This window comes from Streptomyces sp. GbtcB7, from assembly GCF_019091445.1.
GTDB classification, from domain to species: domain Bacteria; phylum Actinomycetota; class Actinomycetes; order Streptomycetales; family Streptomycetaceae; genus Streptomyces; species Streptomyces mirabilis.
This window is the reverse complement of record NZ_JAGXJM010000045.1, coordinates 1-16,892: the sequence shown is the minus strand read 5'-3', so window position 1 is coordinate 16,892 and position 16,892 is coordinate 1. Positions and strand designations below refer to the sequence as shown.

Genomic DNA, 16,892 nt, shown 5'->3' with positions numbered 1-16,892 from the left:
GCAAACCGACGACACCGGTCGCAGTCGTCGCCCGCTCGGGTCGACTCTCCCGGGAACCCGATGCGTGCGGCGCACACAACTTCCCGTCGGGCGCCGCTCAGTCAGACAACGTGGTCAGGCAACAGAGATCTCGGTGAGATCGATGGCGACGAGCACCGGCTCGGGCAGGACCCGCGCATCCTCCTGAACGGGCAGGACGTACCGGTGAGTCGGGAAGACCAGTCCCGACACTGTTGCGTGCTCCTCGCACAGATGCGCAGCCGGCGCGCCGCCGAGTACGTCGGCTGCGTAGTCATGACGGCGCAGCAGCCCGGCGGTGTCGTAGTAGAAGATCTGCTCCCTGGCGTGTGTCGCGAGAGCGTCAGGGAAGGTCGCCCGCAGCCGTCGCCAGCTCTCGTCGGCTTCTTGCCAGGGCTCCAGTTCCTCCACAGCAACGCCGGGGCGCGTCAGCAGGTAGGGAGCCGTGAGGTAGTTCCACATGGCAAAGCCCGCGAAGTACAGCACATGGAGCTGGTCCCAGGGGGTGTCCGGGCCGTGGCCGGCGAAGGCTTCCCGTGGGGAGGTCCGCTCGGCCACGACCTCGCCGTCCCGCCTCTCGATCGCGACTCGGCCGGGCGTGAATACACCGCGTAGTTCCGGGCCGGTGAAGCCCTCGAAGACCACGCGCTGCTGCTGCACGTCAACGGTCATGTCGGCCGTGGCGAGGATTCCCTGCTGGCCGCGAAGGGTCCACAGGAGTCCGCCCATGGACCCCTTGGCGTGGATGGTTCCTGCTTCTCGCCACCGCCGGAGGCCGCCATGGGCCTCAAGAACAAGATCCAACAGGTTCGTCATGGGTAGGCCTCCGTGGTGAGTGACGCTGTCTGTGTGTCGATGTTCCTGCGGCGTTCGCCTGTGGCGCGCGTTCGGCGGGCATGCAGCCGAAGCCGCCGCGAGAGGCGGAGTGGACGCCGTGCCCCGGCATCAGGTTGGCGTGCCGTGGGGTCGGCGGGGGTCTCGCCGGGGTCGATGTCGGGCTTACGTCGGGCGCCGACTCGGAGTGCGTACACGAGCCGTCGCGTCTCCGAGTCACGCCTGCCGGTCGGCCCAGCCGGCCTGAGGGTTGGTGAACATGGGGTTGCCCTCGACGGTGTCCTGCGCGGCCACCTCGTCCTGCAGGACGTCCCAGTGCTTCACCACCAAGCCGTCTTCGAAACGAGCCCGGCCTTGGCCGGCGGGATGAACGCGTTGTGCTGCACGAAGTCCGGATGCAGGTGTCGGTCCAGTGCGGTGAAGTCCTTGGAGCTGAACGCGGTCGTCAGGATCTCGAGGATGACGGCCTTGTTCCGCTCTGTCTGAGTCTGAGGTCTGGTGCATCGGAATCCTTCGGAAAAGCGGAGGTCCGCATGACGTCAGGAAGCGGGAGTTCGATCGCGCGGCCTCACTGTGGCGGCGTCGATGCCCTCCTCGATTGACATCCCAGGGAACTCCCGATCAGGCTCCCCGGCATCGCAATGGGGCCGGCGCTGTCAAGCTCCGTGAGGCGTTCGAGTACCGGTCTGCTCGCCGATCCATGACGCGGCGAGGCGTGGCCATGTCGATGCCTCTCCAGCCCCATGAGCAAGGCCCAGGCTGTGGGGGCCGTGGGGGAAGACGTGCACCGAGTGGGGCACATTGTCGGCGGCCAACGCCGCAGCAAGGCGATAGGTGTGCTCCGGCGGAACATAAGGATCCTCCGCCGTGTGCCAGAGGAAGAACGGAGGAGCCGACGGAGTGACCAGCGCGTCGAGCGAGATCGAACGACGCAGCTCCGGCGACGCGTCCTCACCCAGCAGAATGAGCCGCGAAGGACGGTACGTCTCGGTCTCCATCGACGTGATCGCATAGCCGAGAACAGCGAACTGAACGGATGTCCGCTCATCGACGTCCGGAGCGAGGGCCGCCAGGCCCGCGAGGTGCCCACCGGCCGAGAAGCCCACGACCCCGATCGTGTCGGCCCCCTTGTCCCGCAGGCGCCGGATCTCGGTCTGAAGTGCCGCGAGCGGCGCTGGATGCCGCGAGTTGAGCGGATACCGGAACACGCTCGCCTCCAAGCCCAACCCGCTCAGCCAATCGACGATCGGCTCGGCCTCGTGCGCGGCATGCACCTCATAACCGCCTCCTGGCAACACGATCACATGCACAGACATCTCATCGTCCTCTTTCGTCGACCGAGCGAACCGCTCGGGCACACGAGCCGAGTGAGCTCGTCCACGGCTCACATGAAGCCGTCACAGGGACACGGTCGCACCCCGAAGCGGCGGTGCGCACGACATCGGTCCCTGCCGAGGAGTGCACCACGCGGCTGACGTTTTCGTCATTGACGTAGGCATTACCGCCGATGCCACACCCGCCGGCCGGACCGGGGCTTCGCGAAGGCATCGTCCGCAGAGTAGGACTTCGGGATCTGGTCCAGGAACTCGACCAGCCGGACCTTCTTGTACGGCGCGACCCTGGCCGCAACGAACGCCTGAACCTCCTCGGCATCCAGACCGGGGTGGGCGGCGCGGCGCACGACCAATGCCTTGGGCACTTCCACTCCATCGTGATGCACCTCCACCACAGCGGCGTCGGAGATCCCGCCGTGGGTGAGCAGCAGGGCCTCCAACTCGGCGGGGGCGACCTGGTGATCGAACCGCGGCATGGTGACGATGCGGCCTCGACTGTACAAGGTGCCGTTCATGAGACCCGTGACGCCGTGGATGTGGAACAGCGGCAGCACTGCCAGCATCCGCGAGTCGGGGCCCAGGAGGGTGAGCGGCTGGGTCTGCAGCACGCCGACAACCAGGTTGCGGTGGGTGGACATGGCGCCCTTGGGCAGGCCCGTGGTGCCCGAGGAGTAGGGCAGCGCGGCAAGGTCGTCGCCGCCGAGTACAGCCTTCGGAGTCGGGACGGTGCACGCCAGGAGCTCGTCGAAGCCGGCCTCCCGGACCGAGCCCGGCGCACCCCGGGCTGAGCCGAGCACGATGCTCTCCTCCACCCGGACCTTGTCCTCGGCAACCGCGGCGCGTGCCCGGTCCAGGGAATCGGCGGAGGCGAACAGCACCCGGGCGCCGGAATCGCGGAGTTGATGGGCCAGTTCGGCCGGTGTGAGCGCATTGGCCGGTGAGCAGACGGCGCCGGCGCTCAGCACACCGTGGAAGACCGCGGGGTAGTCCGGGCAGTTGGGAGAGAAGACGACGGCCACGTCGTGGCGGCCCAGACCGCGCTCGGCCACACCAGCCGCGACCCGGCCGATTGCGGCGGTCAACTGACCGTAGCTGTAGCCGCGACGGGAGGTGTCGATGAAGGCAGGGCGGTCGGCGTCATCGGTGCCGCGTTCGGCGAACAGGAACTCCGGCAGGCAGACCTCCGGGATGGCGATGTCCGGGTAGTGACTGCGGATGATCAGAGACACTCCTCGGCAGTCAGCATGCGGCAGTGGGCGCGGGCCGGGGCTCCTTCGGCAGGCCGAGCACCAGCTCCCCGACGATGCCGCGTTGGATCTGGGAGGAGCCGGCGTAGATCGTGCCGGCGCGGGCGTTGAGGTAGACGCTGGTCCAGGACGCGGACGAGTTCGGCGCGCCGGGGTCGTCGGTGTGGAACCAGTTCGGCGAGGACCGCCCGGTCGGGGTCAGCGCGTCCAGGCCGAGGACGTCCACGGCCAGCTCGGTGGCCCGCTGGTGGTACTCGCTCCAGAGCAGCTTGAACGCGGCAGCGGCGGGGCCAGGTTCCTCTCCGGCGATCAGTGTGGCGGCGGTGCGCAGTCCATGGCAGCGCAGTTGCTCGACCTGGACATGGCACCAGGCGATCCGACGGCGGATGTCGGGGTCGCGGTGCAGCCCGCGCTCCCGGACCAGCTCGATCAGCCGGTCCAACTCGTTGCGAAAGCGGATCGGCGCCTTGAGCGCGGTCGCGCCGCGCTCGAAGCCCAGCAGCGTCATCGCAACCGTCCAGCCGCGGTCGACCTCTCCCACGACCAGGCCGAGTTCGGTTGTCGCGTTGTCGAAGAAGACCTCGTTGAAGTCCGCCTCGCCGGTGAGGTTGCGGATCGGGCGGATGTCGATGCCAGGTTGGTCCAAGGGGACCAGGAGCATGCTGATGCCGCGGTGCGCCGGGGCGTCGGGATTGGTCCGGGCCAGGACGAACGTCCAGTTCGCCTTGTGTGCGCCGGAGGACCACAGCTTCTGCCCGTTCAGTACCCACTGGTCGCCGTGCGGTTCGGCCCGCAGGGAGAGCGAGGCCAGGTCAGAGCCGGCGCCCGGCTCGGAGAAGCCCTGCGCGAAGACGTACTCGCCGGAGACAATCCTCGGCAGAAACCGGCGCAATAGGGTCGGGTCGCTCCAGCGCAGCATGGTATTGCCCAGCATGGTGATGCCGAACTCGTCGTTGTCCGAGCCGGAAGGAATGCCGGCTGCGGTCAACTCCTCGATGACGACGACCAGTTCCGCCGGTCCGAGGCCGGCGCCGCCGTACTCCCGCGGCCATGCCGGGGCAACCCAGCCGCGCTCGGCGAGCGCGGCCCGCGTCTTCTCCTGGAACGTCTCGCGCTCGATCGGGTCGAGGGCGCCGATGCCCCGCCAGTCCGGCGGGACCAGGTCCGTCACGAATGCCCGCACCGAAGCGCGGAAGCGCTCGGCCCGCTCGCTGCCCTGCGGTTCCACCAAAGCCTCCTGGTGTCTTCGGTAAGCGAATGACCAGAACAGTTGCGTAGATAGACTCACTAGTCAATGCTGGGCGCCGTGGATTTCCCCCGACGTGAGGAGGGCCCCGATGCGCTTCGCGCCAACCGACGAACAGCTCGAACTGAGCCGAACCGCAGAGCGGTTGCTCGCCGCCCACGCCCGCAGGAACACCCTTCCTCCGCCTTGGGACGCCATCCCTCAGACCCTCAGCCGTGAGCTATGGGCCTCACTCGCCGAACTCGGACTGCTCGGCCTGGGCGTGCCCGAGAGACTGGGCGGCTCGGGTGGCGGTGTGGCGGACCTGTGTGTCCTGGCCGAGCAGGTGGGGTCGGCCCTGCCGACCCTCCCGTTCGCCGCCACCGCGACCGTCGCCGCAGTGCTGGCCGAGCACGCCGACAGTCCCGCCACGCGGGCCGCGCTGGCCGACGTCGTGGGCGGCTCCACCGTCGCCGTACCGGCCTGGGAGACCTTCCCTGCCGACATGGTGCCCGGCCGGCGCGCGGGCGCACTGACACTGAACGGCTCGGCGGCGAACGGCATGCTGACAGCGGTGCCGTTCGGCCTCGACGCCGAACTGCTGCTGGCTTTCGCCGACGAGGGCAGCGCCCCAGCGCGGCCGGTCCTCGTGGAGCTCGCCGAACCGACCACCGAACGGACCTCCGTGGCGTCGCTGGACGTCACCGAGCCGATGGCGAGCCTGCGGCTGACCGGCGCGCCCGCCATACCGCTCGGACCGCTCGGCGCCCATACGGCCGCCCGCCTGCTCACCGTGCTGGCAGCCGAGCTCATCGGCACCGGGCGACGCGCACTGGACGGCGCCGTTGAGTATGCCGGGCAGCGTCGGCAGTTCGGTCGGCCGATCGGATCGTTTCAGGCCATCAAGCACGTACTCGCCGACCGGTCCGTCCAGCTCGACGCCGCCTGGATGCTCGTCCGAGGGGCGGCCCAAGCCCTCGACGGCAAGCGTGCTGACACCGACGTGGCGGCTCGTACCGCGCTCGCGGCGGCGGCCGACGCGGTCGAGGCAGTGACGGCCGACGCCCTGCAGACCCATGGGGGCATCGGTTTCACCTGGGAGCACCGGTCCCACGTACTGCTCAGGCGCGCCCGTGCGCGGCGCTCACTACTCGGCTCGCCGGCCCACCGGCTCAACGTACTCGCCGACCGCCTTCTCGGATCGGCGTATCTGTCCTGACATCGGCCTTACGGGCTGTCACATCGCGGCGGGCGGCCTGCGGCTGCGCGGTTCGCGGGCTGCGGGCTGCGGGCTGCGGGCTGCGGGCTGCGGGCTGCGGGCTGCGGGCTGCGGGCTGCGGCAGTTGCCCGGTAGCGCCGCAGCCCACAGCTTGACACAAAGTCTATCTACACAACTTGACTGTTCAGATCCCTACTCTACGGGGATCTTCACCACCGAATGAGGAGGCCGCCGGGCCATGGAATGGACGGGCGCGTGCTACGCGGACAAGCCGACGGTCGAGGTGCCGATCTGGATCGCCGCCCCGCCGGAACGGGTGTGGGGGCTGGTGACCGACATCGAGCTGATGCCGAGCCTGAGCGCGGAGTTGCAGTCGGTGGAGTGGCTGGACGGGGCGACACAGCCCGCGCCGGGGGTCCGCTTCGTAGGCCGGAGCAGCCACGAGGCGCTGGGTGAGTGGGCCACCACCTCCCACGTTGTGGAGTACGAGCCGCCCAGGGTGTTCGCCTGGGCGGTTGAGGACCCCGAGCAGCCTTCGGCGATCTGGCGATTCACCCTCGACCCCAAGGACGGCGGGACGCTGCTGCGGCAGTGGATGCAGCTGGGACCGGGCCGCTCCGGTCTTTCGTTTGCCATTGACCGCATGCCGGAGAAGGAACAGAAGATCGTCTTCGTGCGGATGCGGGAGTTCGAGACCAACATCGGCGTCACTCTCACAGCGATCAAGAAGCTTGCGGAGAAGTCCGGAAAGGCGAGTGTGTGATGCGTACGTCGACCACGATCGAGGCATCCGGGGGCAGCTGGCCGGAGACGGTGGACTTCGTCATCGAGGCGGAGAAGCTGGGCCTCGACATCTGCTGGGTGGCGGAGGCGTGGGGATCCGAGGCACCGTCGCCGTTGGGGTATCTCGCCGCCCGGACGCAGCGCATGCTGCTCGGCTCCGGGATCATCCAGCTCGCCACCCGCACGCCGATGGCCATCGCCCGAGCGGCGATCACCCTGTCGCAGATCTCCCAGGGGCGCTTCCTGCTGGGACTCGGCCCATCCGGCCCGCAGGTGATCGAGGGACTGCACGGCGTACCCTTCGACCGGCCGTTGTCACGGATGCGGGAGACCGTCGAGATCGTGCGGCAGGCCGCCGCGGGCGAGAAGGTCCTCTACGCCGGGCGGGAGTTCCAGATCCCGCTCCCCGGTGGGGATGCCAAGCCCATGCGCCTGTCAATGCGCGCCGAGCACGACATCCCGATCTACCTGGCGACCCTCTCGCCCAAGATGCTGCAACTGACCGGCGAGATCGCCGACGGCTGGCTCGGCACCAGCTTCGTGCCCGAGGGCGCCAAAGAGGCCTACTTCGACCACCTGGACGCGGGCCTCACCGCTTCCGGCCGCTCACGCGCGGACTTCGACATCTGCCAGGGCGCCGAGGTGGCCTTCGCCAAGGACGAGGACGCACTGCGGACGATGGTGGCCGGCCGGAAGAAGGAACTGGCCTTCAGCCTGGGCGGCATGGGCTCCGCGAGCACCAACTTCTACAACAACGCCTACAGCCGCCAGGGCTGGGCCGACGTCGCCGCCGAGGTCCGCGAGCGCTGGCAGGCCGGCGACCGGGACGGCGCGGCCGAACTGGTCACCGACGAGATGGTGCTGGGCACCACGCTCATCGGCACCGAGGACATGGTGCGGGACCGGCTGCGGGTGTGGCGCGACGCCGGCGTCGACACCGTTCGCTTCTACCCCGCCGGCGAGACCCTGGACGCCCGGCTCACCACCCTGGGCCGGGCCCTCGACCTGGTCCGTGCCATGGAGCGCGAGCCGGGCCGGTAGAACGTAGTGCTGCTCGAAGTGCCGTACGACGGTCATGCGGAGCCGGTCGCGTCGCTGCGCGCCCGACCGGTGGGGGCGTCAACCACCTGTCCGCCGTCCGTCTGGAGCGAGATGGCGCTGCTGGACCACGAAGACGTCCTGGTCTGCGGCGGCGACGTGCCGACGAAGACCGTCGCCATCGATCTGACGCTCGACCACCGTTGCGTGTCGCCGCGGTGGCGACCAACCCTGTGGCTACCCACCGCTCGGCTTGCGGATCCACAGGTCCGAAATGCCGAGTCCTATGGTGAGACCTATATGCTGAGGCCATGAGGCGGACCTCTTTCGCGAACTGGCCGTGCTCAGTCGCGCGCACCATGGACATGCTCGGGGACTGGTGGACGCCGCTGGTCCTGCGGGAGGCCTTCTACGGGATCAAGCGGTTCGACGCGTTCCAGCAGGAGCTCGGCATCGCTCGTAACACCTTGGCCGACCGTCTCCGCCGCCTGGTCGATGAGGGCCTCATGGAGAAGAAGGCCTACCAGCACGAGCCGGTGCGCTACGACTACGTGCTCACGGAGAAGGGGCGCGACTTCTTCGGTGTCTTGGCTGCCATGAACACCTGGGGCAACCGCTGGCTCAGCGGCGAGCAGGGACCGCCGGTGGTCTTCCACCACGACCGCTGCGGTCACCAGAGCGACGCCGAGGTCGTTTGCGCCTCGTGCAAGGAACCGATGACAGCCGACGACACCCACCCGCGCCTCGGCCCTGGCTATCCCCAGCACCTCGCCGAGCGCCCGGACATCCAGAGTCGCTTCACCGCCTGAGAGCGACCCAGGCCCTCAGCGACGCCACGGCGGCCGCGGCGCGTCTGGGGGCGTTCCCTCGCGGACCGCGTCTTTTCACGGCGGAGGCTGTCGTTCAGGAGGGCGGTCCGGCAAACGACGGTTGTGGTCAGGCAGGCCTCGACGAACTGGGTCAGCGCGGCTGCGTCGTCGGCGTCGGCGGTCAGGGCCCATCGCTTCTGGCGCCGACCCACTCCGACAGACAGCGGCACGTCACTTCGGGGCTCGGCAGCCACTCTGCCGGGTCCTTGCCGGCCTCGCTGCGGTTCGATGCGGCGCCACCGCGACCAGCGATTTGGGGCGGCGAGGTCGTTGCGTAGGCCTCGCGTCATCCACGGCCTCGCCGGACGCTGACGGCAGGTCGTCGGCGTCCGGAGGCACATCAGCCCTGGACCGAGCCGGGCTGTGCGCAATGCCGTACTCGCGGCCGAAGCGGTTGACCTCGCCGAGGCGTAGATCTTCTGTGCCGTGCCGCAAGGCTGACGCGCAGGGATAGCCAGTCAAATTGGCACGAGAACACCAAATCGGTCAGAAACGTAGTATTCCACGCCCAGTGGCTATGCCTCTGCTCCGACCTAGCGTCGTACGTAATGACGCCATCGGATCCTCGATCGAGATCGATCTGAAGGAGCGGAACATGAAGCCGACACAGAGCTCAGCGGTCAACCCGGGTCAGACCGTGTCGAACGGCGCTTACCCGAGCGGCAACGGAAAATTGTCCGGGGTGGAGCCGCCGGTACTGGGCGGACCGGAGCACTCCGACTACTACCTGCTGGACAACCTGATCACCGACGAGCAACGGGCCCTTCGGAAGAAGGTCCGCGAGTTCATGGACCAGGAGGTCACCCCGATCATCAACCCGTATTGGGAGCGGGCGGAGTTCCCCTTCGAGCTGGTGCCCAAGCTGGCGCAGCTGAACCTCGCGGGCTTTCAGATTGCGGGCCACGGCTGCCCCGGGATGAGCAACCTGACGGCCGGCCTGGTGATCCTCGAACTGGCCCGGGGCGATCTGAGCATGTCGACGTTCATGGGGGTCCACTCGGCCCTGGCCATGACGTCGATCGGACTGCTCGGCTCCGAGGAGCAGAAGGAACGCTTCTTGCCGCCGATGGCACGTCTGGAGAAGATCGGCGCCTTCGGCCTGACCGAGCCCGCGCACGGCACGGACGTGGTCAAGCTGGAGGCGACCGCGCGCCGGGACGGTGATTCCTACGTCCTCAACGGCTACAAGAGGTGGATCGGCAACGCGAGCTTCGCCGACTACGTGATCATCTGGGCCCGTGGCGACGACGGGCATGTGGGCGGCTACGTGGTCGAAAAGGGCACACCCGGGTTCGACGCCCAGGTCATCAAGGGCAAGACGGCTCTGCGTTGTGTCCAGAACGCGCAGATCTCCCTCACCGACGTCCGGGTGCCCGCCGAGAACCGGCTGGCGAACGTGAACACCTTCCGCGACACCGAGAAGGTCCTTCTGGCCTCGCGCTTCTGCGTCGCCTGGGAGTCGATCGGCGCGGCCGTCGCGGGCTACGAGACGGCCCTGGCCTACGCCAAGCAGCGCAAACAGTTCGGGATGCCGCTGGCCGCCTTCCAGCTCGTCCAGTACCGGCTCTCCCGGATGCTGGCGGACATCACCGACATGCTGTGCATGCAGTTCCGGCTCAGCCAGCTCCTGGACGAGGGCGAATACTCGATGCCCCGGGTCGCGCTGGCCAAGATGCACTACACCGAACGGGCCCGGGCCATCCTCGCCGACGCCCGCGACATGCTCGGCGGCAACGGCATCCTGCTCGACTACCACGTCGCCCGGCACCTGTGCGACATCGAGGCGATCGACACGTACGAGGGCACCGACACCGTGCAGGCGCTGATCGTCGGCCGCGACATCACCGGCTACAACGCCTTCGTGCCCATGGCGCCGAGCCACTGACCCCGGTGTGTATAGCGGCGCCCCGTGACAGCTGGTCGACCCCGGGCGCCGCGTGCGACCCCACTGAGGACAAGGAGTAGTCATGAGCAACACACCCCTCCTGGAGGGACTGCACGTCGTCGATCTCGCCAGTTTCATTGCCGGGCCCGCCGCGGCCACCGTCCTCGGTGACTTCGGCGCCGACGTCGTCAAGGTGGAACCACCGCACATGGGCGACGCATACCGTTCGCTCAGCCGCATCCCTCCCAACCCCCAGGTCGAAGGGGTCAACTACCCCTGGCAGCTGGACAACCGCAACAAGCGCAGCATCGCGCTCAACCTCAAGTCGCCCAGCGCCCGGCCCGTACTCGAGAGTCTGGTGCGGTGGGCCGATGTGCTGGTGACGAACTTCCCGCCGCGGACGCGCGAGAAGCTGGGCCTGGAATACGACGCTCTGGCCCCCCTCAATCCCCGGCTGATCTACGCCGATGTCACCGGCTTCGGCGAGGAAGGTCCGGACGCGCATCTGCCCGGCTTCGACGTGACGGCGTACTGGGCGCGCAGCGGACTGATGGACCTCACACGCCAAAGGGACGTGGCGCCGGCCACGAACGCGTTCGGATCGGGCGATCACTCCACGGCGATCACCCTGTTCGCCGGAATCATGACCGCGCTGTACCGGCGGGAGAAGACCGGCCAGGGCGCACGCGTCACGGCCTCGCTGCTCGCCGAAGGCGCCTGGGCGGCGAGCATGTGGCTGCAAGCCGTACTGGTCGGGGCGAAGCCCCCCCGCCCCATCGACCGGTCCGACCCGCCCAACGCACTCGTGAACATGTACCGCACGGCGGACGACCGTTGGATCGTCCTCGGCTTCGCCAACGAGGACAAGCAGGTCCCGCCCTTCCTCAAGGCCATCGGTCATCCCGAGGCAGCGGAGAACCCGCGCTACGCCGACACCCCGAGCCGCCGCGCCCACGCGGCCGAGATCGTTGGCCTGCTGGACAAGACGTTCGCGACTCGCTCCCTGGCCGAGTGGCGCGAGCTGCTCGACGCCGCGGGCCTCACGTACGGGGTCGTCCAGACGCTCGAAGAGTGCGCCCAGGACCCCCAGCTCCTCGCCAACCGGGTGTTCGTGCCGATCGACGACGGCAGCGACAACCCGCACCTGACCGTCGACAGCCCCGTCCGACTGGACCAGGAACAGAAGGTCCGCCCGGGCCCGGCCCCCGACCTGGGCGAACACACCGAATCCGTGCTCCGCGACCTCGGCTTCGACGCCGCCGGAATCGAGGAGCTGCGCAAGGCCGAAGCAGTCGCCTGAAGCCGCGGCTCAGCAACACGACGGAAGAAGGGAATCATCAACATGACTACGGCCAACGACACACCGACCGTACGAACTGAGGAGACCGACGGCATCTTCGTGATCACGATCGACCGGCCGAAGGCTCGCAACGCCATCGACGGGGCCACCGCCAGGGCCCTGGCGGCTGCCGTCGATCACCTGGAGTCCCGTGACGACCTCCTGGTCGGCATCCTCACCGGTGTCGGCGGCGTCTTCAGCGCCGGTATGGACCTCAAGGCCTTCGCGGCCGGAGACAAGCCCATCGTCGAAGGACGGGGCTTCGCCGGCATCACCCGCGCCCGGATCAAGACCCCGCTCATCGCCGCCGTCGAGGGCTACGCGCTGGGCGGCGGGACCGAGATGGCGCTCGCCTGCGACATGATCGTGGCCGCGCGGAACGCCACTTTCGGTCAGACCGAGGTCCACTACGGCATCGTGCCACCCGAAGGGGGCATGGTTCGCCTGCCCGAGCGCATCCCGCGCAACATCGCCCTGGAGCTACTGCTGACCGGCGAGCCTCTGCCCGCCGAACGCGCCGAGCGGTTGGGCCTGGTCAACCACCTCACGGAACCGGGCCAGGCCCTGCAGCGGGCCCTGGAACTGGCCACCAGCATCGCGCACAACGCGCCCCTGGCCGTGGCTGCCATCAAACGCGTCGTCAACGAGCGGCGAGCGTTCAGCGACGAGGACGCGTTTGTCGAGCAGGACCGGATCGTCGCACCGGTCATGGCGTCCCACGACGCGCAGGAGGGCGCCCACGCCTTCGCCGAGAGGCGCTCGCCGCACTGGCAGGGCCGCTGACACCCGCCCCGGCTCCGTCATTGCGATGGCCGACACACCGGTGCGTTTCATGGGGGGGCTGACGCGAAGGAGCGTTCGAGCCGAGGTACTCAAGGGGCTGCGCGGCCGAAAGCCCCGGAAAGTCGAGGAGAGGAGCCGGCATGAACCTCGCATCCCACTTGGTGAGCAGCGCCCGGACTCATCCGGATCGCGCCGCGCTCCGTCTCGAGGACGCCGTCGTGTCCTATCGCACGCTCGACCAGGGCAGCGCCCACATGGCCGGACTGCTCCACAACCATGGCGTGAAGCCCGGGGACCGAGTTGCGATCATGCTGCCCAACGTCCCCGAGTTCGCCCTCGCGTACTTCGGCGTACTCCGGGCCGGCGGCATCGTCGTCCCGATGAACCCCCTGCTCAAGTCCCGCGAGGTCGCCTACTACCTCGGCAACTCAGGCGCCCGACTCCTGTTCGCCTGGCACGCCTTCGCCGACGAGGCACGGGCCGGTGCGCAGGAGGCCGAGGCCGAGGTGGTCGTCGTCAGTCCCGGCGCATTCGATTCTCTGCTCACGTCCGCCCCGTCCGTCGAGGACCTGGCCGACCGGCACGAGGACGACACCGCGGTGATTCTCTACACCTCGGGAACGACCGGTCAGCCGAAGGGCGCCGAACTGACCCACGCCAACCTCACCCGCAACCGCGACATCGTGGCGGGCGAACTGCTCCAGCTCACCGCCGACGACGTGATCTTCGGTGGGCTGCCCCTGTTCCACGCCTTCGGACAGACCTGCACCCTCAACGCCGCCGTCGCCTCCGGCGCGTGCCTCACGTTGCTGCCGCGCTTCGACGCCGGGAAGGCACTGGGAATCCTCGGCGAGCACGGGGTGACCGTCTTCGCCGGGGTGCCGACAGTGTTCAGCAGGCTGGTGGGGGAGCCCGACCGAGACGCGTACCCCGTCTCCCGGCTGCGCGTGTCCCTCACCGGCGGCGCGGCGATGCCGGTCCAGGTGCTGCACGACTTCCAGGCCGCGTTCGACTGCGTCGTGCTCGAAGGGTACGGGCTGTCGGAGACCTCGCCCGTCGCCTCGTTCAACACCTCGCAGGCCGGACCCAAGCCCGGTTCGGTCGGCACCCCGATCCGGGGCGTCGAGATGCGGGTGGTCGCCAACGACAGGGAGGTACCGCACGGGGAGAGCGGCGAGATCGCGATCCGCGGGCACAACGTGATGAAGCGGTATTGGCAACGCCCCGAGGAGACCGCCGCCACGATCCGGGACGGTTGGTTTTACACCGGCGACATCGGCCGGGTCGACCAGGACGGGTACTTCTGGATCATCGGACGGACGAAGGACGTGATCATTCGGGGCGGCTACAACGTGTATCCCCGCGAGGTCGAAGATGTGCTGTACGAGCATCCGGCGGTCGCCGACGCCGCGGTCATCGGCCTGCCCAGCTCCGATCTCGGTGAGGAGGTCGGTGCGGCGGTCGTTCTCAGGCCGGGCGCCCGAACCACGGCCGAGGAACTGCGTGAATACGTCAAGCATCAGGTCGCCGCCTACAAGTATCCGCGGAAGGTATGGATCACGGACGCGCTGCCGAAGGGACCGACCGGCAAGATCCTCAAGCGGCAGATCGTCCCGCCGCCCGAGCTGGACAGGCGATGAGGCGACTGGGCCGGGGCGGGTCTGCGATCTGCCCGACGCCCGCCCCGGTACCTTCCTCACTGACGGAGCAGGAGATCGCCGGAGGCGCCGTCGATCCCCCGGCGCAGGTCACCCGCGCGGGACCGGCGAGGTCGCGGTGACGCGGTGACGCGGTGACGCGGTCGATGGTGACGCCGTTGTTGATGACGCCGAGACGCACCCGCCATACGCCGTGCGTGCCCGCAGTGGCCGCTACTCGCCGGCGGCCTTCGGCTCGCTCATCCGGCGGGCGGCCTCGACGACTGCCGAGCGGTGCAGGGCCAGCCGCTGCGGCGACCAGGACTGGCTGACTTCCTCGGGGCCGACGTCCTCGGCGGCCCAGAACCACGCCTGGGCCGCGGCGAGAACCATGATCAGGAGATCGGCGGGCTCCATCCCCTGGGCGAGCTCGCCACGCTGCTGCGCGTCGGCCACTTCGGTGGCCTTGCGCTGGAAGGCGCCCGGTTCGAGTCCGGTGGCGGAGGGGCGCTCCAGCAGTTTCCATAGGCGTAGGCGCATCAGGTCCGGCCGGGCAACGAGGTGGTCGAAGATCGCACCGGCGTATCCGGGCAGGTCCTCGACGTCGAACGGCACCGACTCGGCTCCCGCCGTCATTGCCTGTCGCAACACCTCGTCGAACAACTGCTCCTTGTTGCCGAAGTAGGCGTAGATCAGCCGCTTGTTCGCCTCCGCGGCCTCCGCGATGCGGTCCACTCGGGCACCGGCGATGCCGTAGGTGGCGAATTCGGTGAAGGCGGCGTCGAGCAGCCGGGCCTTGGTGGCACTGGAGTCCCGTGGCATACGTGCAACCCTAGCAAGTAACTATCTAGTTATTGACACTGACAACCCGCGGGTCTACGGTAATGTATCTATCCAGTTAGTTACGGAGGGACTCTCATGGAACACCGCGCACTGGGCAGCCAGGGCCTGACCGTCGGAGCCCAAGGCCTCGGCTGCATGGGTATGAGCGCGTTCTACGGCGCCACCGACGAGACCGAGTCGCTGGCCACGATCGACCGCGCGCTGGAACTCGGCGTCAGCCTGCTGGACACCGCCGAGAGCTACGGACCCTTCATCAACGGGCAGCTTCTCGGCAAGGCGCTTGCGGGACGCCGTGAAGCGGCCGTGGTCGCTACCAAGACCGGCATGGAGATCACCGACGACGGTCGGATGGTCGCCCTCAACGGCCGGCCCGAGTACGTCCGCCGGGCCCTCGACCGCTCGCTGCGGCACCTGGGCACCGACCACGTCGACCTCTACTACCTGCACCGCATCGACCCCAACGTCCCGATCGAGGAGACCGTCGGGGCGCTGGCCGAACTGGTCGCCGAGGGCAAGGTCCGCCACATCGGCGTATGCGAGGCCTCCGCACAGACCATCCGGCGCGCCCACGCCGTCCACCCGCTCAACGCCGTCCAGAGCGAGTACTCGCTCTTCGAGCGCGGCATCGAGCACAACGGCGTCTTCGAGACCCTGCGGGAGCTCGGGATCGGCCTGGTCGCCTACTCCCCGCTGGGCCGCGGCTTCCTCTCTGGCGCGATCACCAGCCCGGACGACTTCGCCGCGGATGACTGGCGCCGGACCGACCCCCGCTTCCAGGGCGAGAACTTCGACCGCAACCTGGACGTTGTCCGCGAGGTCCGCCGCATCGCCTCCGACAAGAACGTCACGCCCTCCCAGCTGGCGCTGGCCTGGGTCCAGCACCAGGGCGCGATCGCCATTCCCGGCACCAAGCGCCGCCGCTACCTCGAGGAGAACATCGCCGCCACCGAGGTCACCCTCACCACCGACGACATCGCCGCGATCGAGGCGGTCGCCCCGCACGGCGTGGTCACCGGCGACCGCTACGCACCCGAGTACATGGGGACGCTCAACGGCTGAGAGCCGGCCTGCGCCTCACAAGACCCCATCGCGGGTCCAGAAGACCCCTGCCCCGCCCCCCCACACACACAGTCCCAAGCCCTCGCGTCTCGAAAGGCCCCCATGCCCCAGCCGGCCATACGGTCCCGGATCACCATCGGCGGAACGACGATCACCTACCTCCCCGACGGTTTCGGCGCACACAATCCAGACGTCCCGTTCCCGGGCGTGGACTGGACGACGCGCCCCGGGTTCCTCGAAGACGGGCAGCTCATCCTCTCGTTCGGTTCCTTCCTGATATGCGCCGGAAACCAGCGGATTCTCGTGGATCTGGCCGTTGGGACGATCGACGTGGACGTGCCCGGCGTCGCTCAGCTCAAGGGCGGTTCGCTTCTGCGGAACCTCGCCGAGGAAGGACTGTCCGCGGACGACATCGACACGGTGGTGTTCACCCATCTGCACCTCGATCACGTCGGCTGGACCAGCGATGTCGCGCCGCTCCCGAACGGGTCCCCAACAGGCTCACCCACGGACCTCACCTTCGCCCGGGCACGCCACCTGATGTCGCAAGACGAGTGGCAGTACTGGTCAACGAGCGCAGCAGCCCTGGGCGGACCGGACGCCGAAGCAGTACTCAAGCCACTCGACGGCGTCGTCGAGTTCGTCAAGAGCGGCGACACCATCGCGCCCGGGGTGACCGTCGAAGCAACACCCGGGCACACACCCGGACATCTGGCGATCGTCGTACGGGATCCGTCGGGCACCCGCACCGAATCCGCCTACATCGTGGGAGACATCCT

At 68.6% G+C, this 16,892-nt stretch carries 16 protein-coding genes; 11 read left to right on the top strand and 5 right to left on the bottom strand.

The window, feature by feature from the left end; translation table 11 throughout:
- Window positions 1-114 precede the first annotated feature (114 nt).
- The 4 genes from KVT44_RS46420 to KVT44_RS46405 all read right to left on the bottom strand — a co-directional run bounded on the left by KVT44_RS46420 (window position 115) and on the right by KVT44_RS46405 (window position 4,661).
- Window positions 115-834 (bottom strand): hypothetical protein, encoded by a 720-nt coding sequence (locus tag KVT44_RS46420; RefSeq protein WP_217574236.1) that lies wholly within the window; start codon window positions 832-834, stop codon window positions 115-117.
- Window positions 835-1,508: 674 nt separating this feature from the next.
- The gene (locus KVT44_RS46415; RefSeq protein WP_217574234.1) at window positions 1,509-2,210 is read right to left on the bottom strand and encodes an alpha/beta hydrolase; all 702 of its coding nucleotides are present in this window, start codon (window positions 2,208-2,210) and stop codon (window positions 1,509-1,511) included.
- A 140-nt stretch (window positions 2,211-2,350) separates the two neighbouring features.
- Window positions 2,351-3,415 (bottom strand): AMP-binding protein, encoded by a 1,065-nt coding sequence (locus KVT44_RS46410; RefSeq protein WP_217574233.1) that lies wholly within the window; start codon window positions 3,413-3,415, stop codon window positions 2,351-2,353.
- Window positions 3,416-3,425: 10 nt separating this feature from the next.
- Window positions 3,426-4,661: an acyl-CoA dehydrogenase family protein gene (locus KVT44_RS46405; protein WP_217574231.1), complete on the bottom strand. Its 1,236-nt coding sequence runs from the start codon at window positions 4,659-4,661 to the stop codon at window positions 3,426-3,428.
- A 109-nt stretch (window positions 4,662-4,770) separates the two neighbouring features.
- On the opposite strand from KVT44_RS46405, the gene KVT44_RS46400 reads away from it, so the two are divergent.
- The 9 genes from KVT44_RS46400 to KVT44_RS46360 all read left to right on the top strand — a co-directional run bounded on the left by KVT44_RS46400 (window position 4,771) and on the right by KVT44_RS46360 (window position 14,214).
- Window positions 4,771-5,877, top strand: a complete 1,107-nt coding sequence (locus tag KVT44_RS46400) for an acyl-CoA dehydrogenase family protein (RefSeq protein ID WP_217574229.1) — start codon at window positions 4,771-4,773, stop codon at window positions 5,875-5,877.
- Window positions 5,878-6,115: 238 nt separating this feature from the next.
- On the top strand, window positions 6,116-6,640 hold the full coding sequence (locus KVT44_RS46395; RefSeq protein WP_190174746.1) for an SRPBCC family protein: 525 nt from the start codon (window positions 6,116-6,118) through the stop codon (window positions 6,638-6,640).
- Window positions 6,640-7,701: an LLM class flavin-dependent oxidoreductase gene (locus KVT44_RS46390; protein WP_217574227.1), complete on the top strand. Its 1,062-nt coding sequence runs from the start codon at window positions 6,640-6,642 to the stop codon at window positions 7,699-7,701. Before KVT44_RS46395 ends, KVT44_RS46390 begins: the two co-directional genes overlap by 1 nt.
- A 6-nt stretch (window positions 7,702-7,707) precedes the next feature.
- Window positions 7,708-8,013, top strand: a complete 306-nt coding sequence (locus tag KVT44_RS46385) for a hypothetical protein (protein WP_217574226.1) — start codon at window positions 7,708-7,710, stop codon at window positions 8,011-8,013.
- The gene (locus KVT44_RS46380; RefSeq protein WP_217574224.1) at window positions 8,010-8,507 is read left to right on the top strand and encodes a helix-turn-helix domain-containing protein; all 498 of its coding nucleotides are present in this window, start codon (window positions 8,010-8,012) and stop codon (window positions 8,505-8,507) included. Before KVT44_RS46385 ends, KVT44_RS46380 begins: the two co-directional genes overlap by 4 nt.
- A gap of 655 nt (window positions 8,508-9,162) precedes the next feature.
- Window positions 9,163-10,452 (top strand): acyl-CoA dehydrogenase family protein, encoded by a 1,290-nt coding sequence (locus KVT44_RS46375; protein WP_217574222.1) that lies wholly within the window; start codon window positions 9,163-9,165, stop codon window positions 10,450-10,452.
- Between the two features lie 82 nt (window positions 10,453-10,534).
- Window positions 10,535-11,752 carry a CaiB/BaiF CoA-transferase family protein gene (locus tag KVT44_RS46370; RefSeq protein ID WP_217574220.1) on the top strand — a complete coding sequence of 406 codons (1,218 nt, stop codon included), beginning with the start codon at window positions 10,535-10,537 and terminating at the stop codon, window positions 11,750-11,752.
- 42 nt (window positions 11,753-11,794) lie between these two features.
- A complete protein-coding gene (locus KVT44_RS46365) occupies window positions 11,795-12,574 on the top strand; it encodes a crotonase/enoyl-CoA hydratase family protein (RefSeq protein ID WP_190174752.1) in 780 nt (259 codons plus the stop codon).
- A 140-nt stretch (window positions 12,575-12,714) separates the two neighbouring features.
- Window positions 12,715-14,214: a long-chain fatty acid--CoA ligase gene (locus KVT44_RS46360; protein WP_217574219.1), complete on the top strand. Its 1,500-nt coding sequence runs from the start codon at window positions 12,715-12,717 to the stop codon at window positions 14,212-14,214.
- A gap of 231 nt (window positions 14,215-14,445) precedes the next feature.
- Here the strand turns inward: KVT44_RS46360 and KVT44_RS46355 are convergent, their stop codons facing one another.
- Window positions 14,446-15,033, bottom strand: a complete 588-nt coding sequence (locus KVT44_RS46355; RefSeq protein ID WP_217574218.1) for a TetR/AcrR family transcriptional regulator — start codon at window positions 15,031-15,033, stop codon at window positions 14,446-14,448.
- Between the two features lie 96 nt (window positions 15,034-15,129).
- Between KVT44_RS46355 and KVT44_RS46350 the strand changes: the two genes are divergently transcribed.
- Together KVT44_RS46350 and KVT44_RS46345 are read left to right on the top strand one after the other, a co-directional pair.
- Complete coding sequence (locus tag KVT44_RS46350) at window positions 15,130-16,113, top strand: aldo/keto reductase (protein ID WP_217574217.1); 984 nt, start codon at window positions 15,130-15,132, stop codon at window positions 16,111-16,113.
- Window positions 16,114-16,215: 102 nt separating this feature from the next.
- Window positions 16,216-16,892, top strand: a 677-nt coding sequence (locus KVT44_RS46345; protein ID WP_217574216.1) for an MBL fold metallo-hydrolase, incomplete at its 3' end; no start/stop codon positions are given.